Source organism: Silvibacterium sp. (genome assembly GCF_047605705.1).
In the GTDB taxonomy this organism is placed as follows: Bacteria; Acidobacteriota; Terriglobia; order Terriglobales; family Acidobacteriaceae; genus Silvibacterium.
This window is the reverse complement of sequence record NZ_JASGFD010000095.1, coordinates 1-9,249: the sequence shown is the minus strand read 5'-3', so window position 1 is coordinate 9,249 and position 9,249 is coordinate 1. Positions and strand designations below refer to the sequence as shown.

The 9,249-nt window shown below is 62.1% G+C and carries 9 protein-coding genes; 2 read left to right on the top strand and 7 right to left on the bottom strand.

The genetic code is table 11. The annotated features are described in order from the left end of the window. From QM649_RS19760 to QM649_RS19740, 5 genes are all read right to left on the bottom strand, one after another. A partial coding sequence (locus QM649_RS19760; protein WP_415200795.1) for a methyl-accepting chemotaxis protein occupies positions 1-1,077 on the bottom strand: 1,077 nt, incomplete at its 3' end. 76 nt (positions 1,078-1,153) lie between these two features. After that, positions 1,154-3,223 carry a chemotaxis protein CheA gene (locus QM649_RS19755; protein ID WP_415200794.1) on the bottom strand — a complete coding sequence of 690 codons (2,070 nt, stop codon included), beginning with the start codon at positions 3,221-3,223 and terminating at the stop codon, positions 1,154-1,156. 23 nt (positions 3,224-3,246) lie between these two features. Continuing rightward, entirely contained in the window at positions 3,247-3,609 is a 363-nt protein-coding gene (locus tag QM649_RS19750; protein ID WP_415200793.1) for a response regulator, read from the bottom strand. 41 nt (positions 3,610-3,650) lie between these two features. Beyond that, the gene (locus tag QM649_RS19745; RefSeq protein ID WP_415200792.1) at positions 3,651-4,640 is read right to left on the bottom strand and encodes a methyl-accepting chemotaxis protein; all 990 of its coding nucleotides are present in this window, start codon (positions 4,638-4,640) and stop codon (positions 3,651-3,653) included. Beyond that, on the bottom strand, positions 4,637-4,954 hold the full coding sequence (locus QM649_RS19740) for an STAS domain-containing protein (RefSeq protein ID WP_415200791.1): 318 nt from the start codon (positions 4,952-4,954) through the stop codon (positions 4,637-4,639). The genes QM649_RS19745 and QM649_RS19740 overlap by 4 nt, the downstream gene beginning before the upstream one ends. Before the next feature lie 375 nt (positions 4,955-5,329). Here QM649_RS19740 and QM649_RS19735 point away from each other — a divergent pair, with 375 nt between their 5' ends. Together QM649_RS19735 and QM649_RS19730 are read left to right on the top strand one after the other, a co-directional pair. After that, positions 5,330-5,878, top strand: a complete 549-nt coding sequence (locus tag QM649_RS19735; RefSeq protein ID WP_415200790.1) for a chemotaxis protein CheW — start codon at positions 5,330-5,332, stop codon at positions 5,876-5,878. Positions 5,879-6,110: 232 nt separating this feature from the next. Then, positions 6,111-6,587 (top strand): hypothetical protein, encoded by a 477-nt coding sequence (locus tag QM649_RS19730; RefSeq protein WP_415200789.1) that lies wholly within the window; start codon positions 6,111-6,113, stop codon positions 6,585-6,587. A gap of 162 nt (positions 6,588-6,749) precedes the next feature. On the opposite strand, the gene QM649_RS19725 is transcribed toward QM649_RS19730, so the two are convergent. Then, on the bottom strand, positions 6,750-8,030 hold the full coding sequence (locus QM649_RS19725) for a TolC family protein (RefSeq protein ID WP_415200788.1): 1,281 nt from the start codon (positions 8,028-8,030) through the stop codon (positions 6,750-6,752). Between the two features lie 8 nt (positions 8,031-8,038). Beyond that, on the bottom strand, positions 8,039-9,249 hold a 1,211-nt coding region (locus tag QM649_RS19720), incomplete at its 5' end, for an efflux RND transporter permease subunit (protein ID WP_415200787.1).

Genomic DNA, 9,249 nt, shown 5'->3' with positions numbered 1-9,249 from the left:
CCGAGATCTTGGCCGAAGCCATATTGATCTCAGACATCGCTGTGACCGCGTTTGAAACAACCTCCTGCCCTTGCACCGCTGCATCCTTCGATCCCGATGCCGCTGACTCGCCTGCCTGGCATTATCCGCGCTCTGACGCACGGTAGCCGTAATTTGCTCTAGGCTGGCCGAGGTCTCCTCCAGGCTCGCCGCCTGCTCCTGCGCGCCACTGGCAATCGCCGCCGTGGCCGCGGCCAACTCGGATGCCGAGGCGTTCGTATTGTCAGCATTGGTCCATACGTTTTGCAGCGCGGTACGCAGCTTGTCCACCGCCAGGTTCAGCGCGTCGGCCATCTGGCCTACCTCATCGCGCGATTCCACTTGCAGGCTCGCGGTAAGATCGCCGGCTGCTACCTGTTCCAGCGCGTCGACGGCCTGACGCAGCGGTCCGGCGATCGCGCGTGCGATGAGAATGGAGATCGCGGTCGCCAGAAGCACGCAGAGCACCAGCCCTATAATGAGGCCGATGATCGTCGCACTCACACTGCTCTTCACCTCTTTGAGGCCGACCACGCTCCCGTGATTGTTGATGTCGACGACCTTCTGCAGCTCATCGCTGTATCTGGTCATCACCGGCAGAAGCTGGTGCTCAACCAAATCAGCGGCCTTGGCATTGGCCGCAGGCGTGCCTTGGCGGCTCAACTGCCGGATCTGCTCGTGCAGGACCCAGAACTGCTGCCTGTCACCTTTGGTTGCAGCGTACAGGGCGCGCTCCTCGTCTCCACTGGGAAACGACTCATAGAGTTGATAGGATTTCGTATTTTCATCCCGCAGGGCGTTCATCTGCGCCTCCAGCGCGGTCATCTCCCCCTGGTCGCTGCTGGCTGCATGACGGACGAGCAATGTCACGATATTGAACGTACGCGTCTGGATGCCGCTCAGAGCAGCAACCGATGGCGCATAGTTGTCTGCGACGACATCCGTGCGTTCTCCAATACCGACCACCCTGCTGATGGCGAAGACGCTCATCACCACACTGATCGCGATCACGGCTGCGAATGCCAATATAATTTTGGTCCTGATCTTCAAGTTCTTCATGCTCTCCCGTCTCGCTTTCCCTTTACGAGCCTTCCGCTTTCGATCTGTCGCTACACCGGTCCTGCCTCCATGCCCTTCATGCAGGCATCGATGACAAATTCAGACTTGCGATGCCGGCCACGTCCACGATCGGTGCCACGCAGCCATCGCCCAGGATCGTCGCCCCCATCAATCCACCCACTTTTCGCAAATTCTTTTCCAGACTCTTGACCACCACCTGCTGCTGGCCCAGCAGTTCCTCCACCACGAGCCCTACCTTCTTCTGACCGGCCTCCACCACCACGATCAACTCCCGCTCGATGCCACCCTTCGCCGTCACCGTTGCGTCACCCTTTTCCGGCAGCCCCAGAAAATGGCGCACTCGCACCAGCGGTATCGACTCCTCGCGAATCACCGCCACCTCGCCCCGCTTCGTCAGCTCCACAATCTGCGAGGCCTCGGGCGCCACCGTCTCTACCACGGAGAGAAGCGGCAGCACCAGCGTGCGGTCGGCCACTCGCACCAGCAGCCCCTCCAGGATGGCCATGGTCAGTGGCAGCTCCACGCTCATCACCGAGCCCGCCCCCAGCTCGCTCCGCACCATCACCACGCCATTCAACTGCTCCACATTCCGCTTCACCACATCCATGCCTACCCCGCGGCCGGAGAGGTCGCTCACCTGGTCGCGTGTCGAGAAGCCCGGCGCAAAGATCAGCATCCGCACCTCGTCGTCGCTGATCTGCGCATCGGCCGCAATCAGGCCGCGCTCGACAGCCTTGCGGCGAACCCGCTGCACGTCGATCCCTGCGCCATCGTCGGCAATCTCGATCACAATGCGACCCGAGCGATGAAAGGCCCGCAGCGCAATCTGGCCCTCCTCCGGCTTGCCCGCCGCACGCCGCACCTCCGGCATCTCGATACCGTGATCGGCCGCGTTGCGCACCAGGTGCGTCAGCGGATCGCTGAGCAGCTCCAGCATGCTCTTATCGATCTCCGTCTCCTCGCCCTCGGTCTGCAGCCGGATGCTCTTACCCGTGCTGCGTGCGATGTCATACACGGTGCGCGTATAGCGCTGGAAAAGCGGACCCACAGGCAGCATGCGCACGCCCATGATGCGCTCGTGCAGCTCGCGCGTGTTGCGCGCCATCACCGCAACTGCATCCCGGAGACGGGGCAGGCACCCCGGTTCGAACTCGTCCACGATCTGGGCTGTCATCACCTGCGCAATCACCAGCTCGCCCACCAGGTCGATCAACCGGTCCACCTTGCTTGTCTCCACCCGGATCGAGCCCGCGTCGGACGAGACACCCTGCCGTTTGGCCGGCTGCTCGCGCGCCGCCGGTTCCACTACGCTCAGCCGCTTCTCCGGCACTGCATCGAGTGCTACGGGCGGGGCTTCTGCCTCGGGCACAAGCGCCACCGGAGTCGCCGCTTCCGGCACAGCATCGGAGCCCAGCCGCTCCACCCGGATCTCGGCCAGATGTTCGACGAACTCGAAGACTTCACGGATCTCCGGCTCCCCATGCGTGGTCACCAGCTCGATCGTCCACCACAGGTAGCAGAGCGCCGGATCGAGTGAGGCCAGCGCGGGAAGCCTGTCGAGATGCAGCTCGCAGGTGCTCACCGTGCCCAGAGAAGCCAGGTCACGCAGCTGCAGCAGCGGATTGTTCCCGCTCATGAACATGTCCGCGTTCGGACGGAACTCGACGCGGAACACGGTCATCGTGCTCCCCTGCCCACGCCCCGCAGAGAGGTCTTCTTCGTCAGGCTCTGCCGCAGCAGATTCGCCACTGCATATCGCCTCGAACTGTCGCCGCAACGATTCGGCTTCGGCTGGCAGGGAGTCCTGTGCCTCGGAACCGAGCAGATCGCGCAGTACGTCGACCGAACGCAACATCTGGTCGATCAGCTCGTCGCTCGCCAGCATCTCCAGAGAGCGCAGCTTGTCGAGCACGCTCTCGAGCGCATGGGTGAAGCGGACCAGCGCCGTCATCCCGAACGAACCTGCGCCTCCCTTGATCGAGTGCGCGGCGCGGAAAATGGCGTTGAGTATCTCGACATCCTGCGCGGATTGGCGGAGTGAGAGCAGGGCCGACTCCATCGTCTCGATGTGCTCGGCGCTCTCTTCAAGAAACGTCTGTCGAAACTGGCTGAGATCTATCTTCATGGGGGGAGCACCGGGGTGTTCTCTTAGGGCAATACCCGTGCGACCGTGGCCAGCAGCTTCTCCGGCTCGAACGGCTTCACGATCCATCCGGTTGCACCGGCAGCCTTGCCCTCTTCCTTCTTCGATCCGAGGGTCTCGGTAGTCAGCATCAGGATGGGCTTGGTCTTCATATCGGCGCGCTTGCGCACATTCTGAATCAGAGTGATGCCGTCCATCACCGGCATGTTCAGATCCGTGATGATCAGGTCGACGACTACGCCTTTGAGCTTGTCGAGCGCGTCCTGGCCGTGCTCGGCCTCCATCACATCGAAGCCTGCCTGCCGCAGGCAGTAGCCCACCATCTTGCGCATGGAGACGGAATCGTCAACGATAAGAATCTTTTTCATACCTTCTTCAACCTCGGCTGTACGCCGTCATGCGGCGTCGTTCAAAACAGTTCGACATCTCCTGCGGACATCTCCGGGGCGCTGAGTCCAGAAAGCTCGCGCTCCTCTTGCATCGTGTAGGCGCTGAACTCCGCATCCGGGTCTCCGCCACTGAGCACGCCGTTCCTGGCGAGCTCATGCAGGCGCCGCTCGATAATCTCCAGATCCTCAACCACATGCGCAATCCGCTGGCTCACCCGGTCCTGGAACTGCATCCCCCGGATCCCGGCATCGATCTCGGTGGCCAGCGCAGCACCGTCCTCGGTGATACCGGTTAGCGTTGACTGCATGACCTGGTGCGCACGGCGCAAGGCGTCGAGCGAATGCTCCACGTCTCTGCGGCACTGCTCCACACGCTGCTGGACCCGCTGCTGCATCTGCTTCAGGTCGGCCAACGCGGAGGCTGCCAGCGTGCGCAGCTCAGCTGCCAGACTGTCCACCAGCGCCGTCACGCTCTGCATCTTCTCCGTTTGCGAGGCCACCTCGACGGCCACCACGCCAAATCCCGCGCCCTGCTCCCCGGCATGCGCCGCCTCGATCCGCGCGTTGATCACCAGCATGCGGTTCTCCCGCGAGATGGCCTCCAGCTGCTGGATCGAGGTGCGGATCGCCGCCGCGGATTCGTCCATCTGCTGCACCCGCTCCACTGCGCGGCGCGAGACATCGCCTGTCTCAACAATCACCTCGAGGATGGTCACCAGCGTGTCGCTGCAGTTCTGTATCAGGGCCTCGAAGCTGACACCGCCGCTGCTTTGCCCATCGTTGGCCAGAAACGAGACAGTACGCGTGGATGTAGCCTTGGCGCGGCTGGCCACGCCTTGAAAGCTACTGCAGACATCAAGCACCGAGGTCTCGATCAGGGCCGAGGTCTGCTGCAGCTGCGGCCCGAGCGTGCCCAATCGCTCGAGGTAAGGCTTCATCTGCAGACCGAAGCCCGGCCCAGCCGATGCGTCGACCTCTTGAAGCGCACCGGCGAAAGAATCGACGCTCATCCTCTCTCCTTCAGCTCCTGTTGCGGCAGGTGCGGTCCCGCTCCGCTGCTTTCCAGCCACTGCCCGAGCGCCGGAGAAACATGGCGCACCTGGAGCCCAAGGCCGCGCTCGGTTTGCTCGCTGGCCAGGGCCAGCAATACCTGCAGCGCGCTCGCATCCAGGCTGGCCAGACCGCTCAGGTCCACCTCCAGATCCTTACTGCCCGCCAGGTCGATCACCTGCCGATGCAGATCCTCGGTCGTTGCATAAGCGGAGACGCGTACGCTCCCCGCAGCCTGCGTCTCCGCCACCGCTGCCGGCTGAGACGTCGCCACCGTACCTCCCGCAGCGTCCCCGGTTCTCCGTCGCTTTGTAGGCGCCCTGCCCATCGTTGTCCAAACCCTCTCGATCATGTCCGCCTGGATCGCAATCTCCCTCACAGGCGGCCTCAGACTGCAGCAAGGAATTGATCGTCAGCCAAGCTTGATGCAGGTATCGGCACGGACACCGGTCTCAGTAGAGCTCCCCTCTCCCACAAGTGGGCCAGATCCTGTCCCCGGACAGCCCCTCGCGCGATGGACTCGCAGGCCGATAGCTCTTTACAGCGAAGAGACAGCCGGGCCCCGTGTTGGCCGTGTGAAACCTACAGCCCTCTGGGGGCAGAAACACGGCGTCTGCGGATGTGAAACAGAAAGGGATGGTGAAAACCGATGACGTTGATGGCACCGCAGTTGACCCAGGGGTCGTCCACGGGAAGCATCGCGACCAAGGATCGGGCAGGGTCGACCGAGCAGGAGCAGATGTTGCAGCTGCTCACATTCACCCTTGACGATCATGACTACGGCATCGAACTCTTCAAGATTCAGGAGATTCGAGGATACGCGCCCATCACTCCGATTCCGAACCTCCCACCCCACGTACGCGGCGTCATGAACCTGCGCGGCATCGTCCTGCCGGTCATCGACCTGCGCACCAAGTTCCATCTCCCCGCCATCGAATACACCAAGTTCACCGTCATCGTGATCGCGCTGGTCGAGGATAAAGTCGTCGGGCTGCTGGTCGATGCCATCAGCGATGTGTTGCAGGTTGCCTTATCAAGCATCCGTCCCGCGCCGGACTTCGGCACCACGGTCGATACCCAGTTCATCCACGGAGTCTTCCATGCCCGTGATCATCTGGTGGTCGCCCTTAACCTCGAGCGCCTGCTCACCGAAGGCGAACTGACCGTCACGGAATCCCTGCAGGAGAACCCTGCATGATGGGACTGCTATCCGCTCCCGGTTCCATGCGCCACCCTCCATGCCTGCCAACCGGCCATGGTGCGCTGCGAAACGCCAGACAATTTGGATCGCCCGCATTCCCATGGGTGAGTCTTCAGCGCCAACGAAGCTGCGCTTTCTGAGTCGATTTCAGGGTGCACGGGTGTATCCATATACCTTTCCCGGCATGTCCTCTCAAGTTCTGTGCCGATGAGCACTGAGAGCGCAACTTATGACGGAGTACTACGACACAGTCGCCGGAACATCTCCCTGCCCGGAGACAGGAGAGGGAGCACCCGACTTTCCCCCCACCAGCGCCAGCCGGTTCCTTGCCCGGCAGCCGATCCTCAATACCGACCGCAGGCTCATCGGGTACGAGCTGCTCTTCCGCGCCGGTTGTGAGAACTACTTCACCGGCTCGATCGAAAACGCGACCAGCCAGATGATCGACAGCTGCGTCATGCTGGGAGTCGACAAACTCAGCCAGCACACGCTCGCCTTCATCAACTGCACCCGCGAGGCACTCGTGGACCGTCAGGTTACGGTCCTACCGCCTTCCATCTCGGTGCTCGAGGTCCTCGAAGGCGGCAACTGGAAGCCTTGCATCGAGGCCGCCGCGCAATACAACCTCACCGAAACCAAGATTTCCGCCATCTACCTGGAAGCTCTCAACTGGGCTCGTAAACAAGTCATACAGCTCGCTCTCTAATCGCTCATGTATCGTCTCCTGCATGCCAGACGAACATAGTCGCGAGAAGAGCTCCGAACTCCGTGGAACGCGGCCCAGGCCCAGTCTCCCCCCCAAATTGCACTCAAAAGAAAAACGGCCGCGAACGTTCCGCGGCCGTGAGCGAGAAATAAAGTCTTAGAGCTACGGAGCGACATCGGTCGACGTCGCATAGCTCAGCTGATGAATCGCCAGCCAGGTCTGCGCGTATGCCGTCAGCGCATTGAGCGTCGTCGTTCGATTGTCCTGCAATGCGCTCAGATAATCGAGCAGCCCGATCCCACCGTGCTCATAAGCGAACTGCGCGATGTTCAGTACGTCCTTGGCCAGATCCATATAGTGCCCGTTGTAGCGATCCGACAGCGTCTTCGCCGCTACGTATCCGGCCCACGCCTGATCCACATCCGAGTACACCTGCGCCCGTGCGGCATCCACAGCAAAACGGCTGGCCTGCGCCTGGTACTTCGCAGTCTCCTTGTTGCCCTGGTTGCGGTCGAAGATGCGCAAAGGAATGCTGATGTTGAAGCCCAGCGAATCCTCGGTGCCCGCCCGATCGTATTCTCCTTCGAGCGTCGGATCGGTCGTACCATTCGCATAAGCCAGCTTCACGCCCGCATCGGCCACGCGCACCGCATCCATCGCGGCCTTGTAATCGGGACGCGCCTGCAGGGCACGCTGCTCCAGCTCGGACATGCTCAGATTGAAGGCCGGTGGAACGATGTCTCCGGTCACGTCGAAATTGTCGCTGACCTTCTCATAGCCCATCAGCGTCTGCAGCTGGTAGCTGCTCTGCTTCACGTTGAGCTCGGCATTCGTCTCGTCCGTCTCGAACTGCGCCAGCTGCAGCTCCAGCCGTTCATAATCCAGCTTGCCGATATCTCCAGCCTTGTACCGCGCCTCATTGATATCGAGCTCGTGCTGGAAGTCCTTCAGGTTGTCCTGCGCCAGCTTCAGCGAAGCCTTGGCCAACACCAGGTTCGTAAAGGCCTGCTTCACCGAGAGAATGATCTGCTGTTCCTGCAGCGCATTCTGGTCCCGTGTCTGGTCGGTCGTCGAACGCGCGACATCCAGACGCCAGCGCCGCTTTTCGCCTCGCTCAAAGAGCCGCGAGACCTGTGCGCTGTACGTGTATGGGTTCGCCGACTGCGCTCCCAGCGTTACGTCCTGGCCCGCCAGCGCAAAGGTCGGATTCGCCCTTACCCCGGCCTGGACCTCCTGCGCCTTCACGGACAACAGGTTCTGCTCGGCCGAAAGCAGGTTCGGATTCTTCGCCTTTGCCACGTCGACGACCTGCGTCATCGTCAACGGCCCCGCCGGAGCGACGGGCGCTGCGGTCTGCGCATGCGCCAGTCCTGTTGCCAGCACCAGCGCAGCCAGTCCTTGCGTCACCGCTGCGGCGCGGCGCATTCTGCCTTGTTGCTGCATGCTACTCCTCAATTCTCGAACTCCGTCTCCGGGCTCGGCAGCACGTCGCCGTCGCGTGCAATCCACACGTACAGCGTCGGTAGCAGGAAGACGTTGATAGCCAGCGCCGCAATCAGGCCGCCCACAATCACAATCGCGAAAGGCCGCTGCGAATCCGAGCCGATGCCGTGAGACATGGCAGCAGGCAGCAGGCCCAGTGTCGCCACCAGCATCGTCATCATGATCGGACGAAGTCGCAACACCGCGCCTTCGACCGCCGACTCTTCGATGCTGTGCCCGCGCACACGCAGCTGGTTGATGTACTCCAGCATGATCACGCCCGTCTGCACCGAGACACCGAACAGCGCCAGGAAGCCCACACCGGACGACACACTGAAGTTCGTGTGCGTCAGCAGCAGAGCGAGCATGCCGCCCAGCGGCGCCATGGCCACGTTGCCCATGATCAGCAGCGCCCACTTGCCTGACTTGAACATCGTGTACAGGATCACGAAGATCAGCAGGATCGTAATCGGCAGCACCAGCATCAGCCGCTTCGACGAGCGTTTCTGGCTCTCGTACTCGCCGGCCCAGTCGTACTTGTAGCCCAGCGGCAGCTTCACCTGCTTGTTGACCTTGTTGATCGCCTCTTCCACCGTGCTGCCCAGGTCGCGGCCGCGAACGCTGTACTTGATGGCCACATAGCGCTGGCCCTCTTCACGGTAGATCTCTTCTGCCCCGTCTTCCGTCTTGACCGTCGTCAGCTGCGCGAGAGAAACGCGCTCTCCCGAAGGCGAGAGCAGGCGAATGTTGTCGATCGCTTCCTGCGTATCGCGATACGGCTTCTGGTAGCGGATCACCAGGTCATAGCGGGCTTCCCCGCGCAGCACCTGCGTCACCGCATTGCCGCCCACCGCCGTCTGGATGGCATCCTGCACATCGGCCACGTTGATGCCGAAACGCGCCGCCGCTTCACGGTTGACGGTGTAGTTGAGGTTCGGCTGTCCAATCACGCGGAAGAGACCGAGATCGGCCACGCCGCGCACCGTCCCCATCACGTTGACCACCTGATCGCCCAGCTGCTCCAGCGTTTTCAGGTCGTCGCCGTAAATCTTCACGGCCAGCTCGCCCTTCACGCCCGAGACCGCCTCTTCGACGTTATCCGAGATCGGCTGCGAGAAGTTCCAGATCACGCCCGGCGTCTTCTCGAGCTCATCGGTGCGATGGACCGCGAGCTCGAGAA

Excerpts from the sequence above, each read along its gene's own strand:
- QM649_RS19755 (WP_415200794.1), bottom strand. The coding sequence starts at position 3,223 with ATGAAGATAGATCTCAGCCAGTTTCGACAGACGTTTCTTGAAGAGAGC.
- QM649_RS19750 (WP_415200793.1), bottom strand. The coding sequence starts at position 3,609 with ATGAAAAAGATTCTTATCGTTGACGATTCCGTCTCCATGCGCAAGATG.
- QM649_RS19745 (WP_415200792.1), bottom strand. The coding sequence starts at position 4,640 with ATGAGCGTCGATTCTTTCGCCGGTGCGCTTCAAGAGGTCGACGCATCG.
- QM649_RS19735 (WP_415200790.1), top strand. The coding sequence starts at position 5,330 with ATGACGTTGATGGCACCGCAGTTGACCCAGGGGTCGTCCACGGGAAGC.
- QM649_RS19730 (WP_415200789.1), top strand. The coding sequence starts at position 6,111 with ATGACGGAGTACTACGACACAGTCGCCGGAACATCTCCCTGCCCGGAG.
- QM649_RS19725 (WP_415200788.1), bottom strand. The coding sequence starts at position 8,030 with ATGCAGCAACAAGGCAGAATGCGCCGCGCCGCAGCGGTGACGCAAGGA.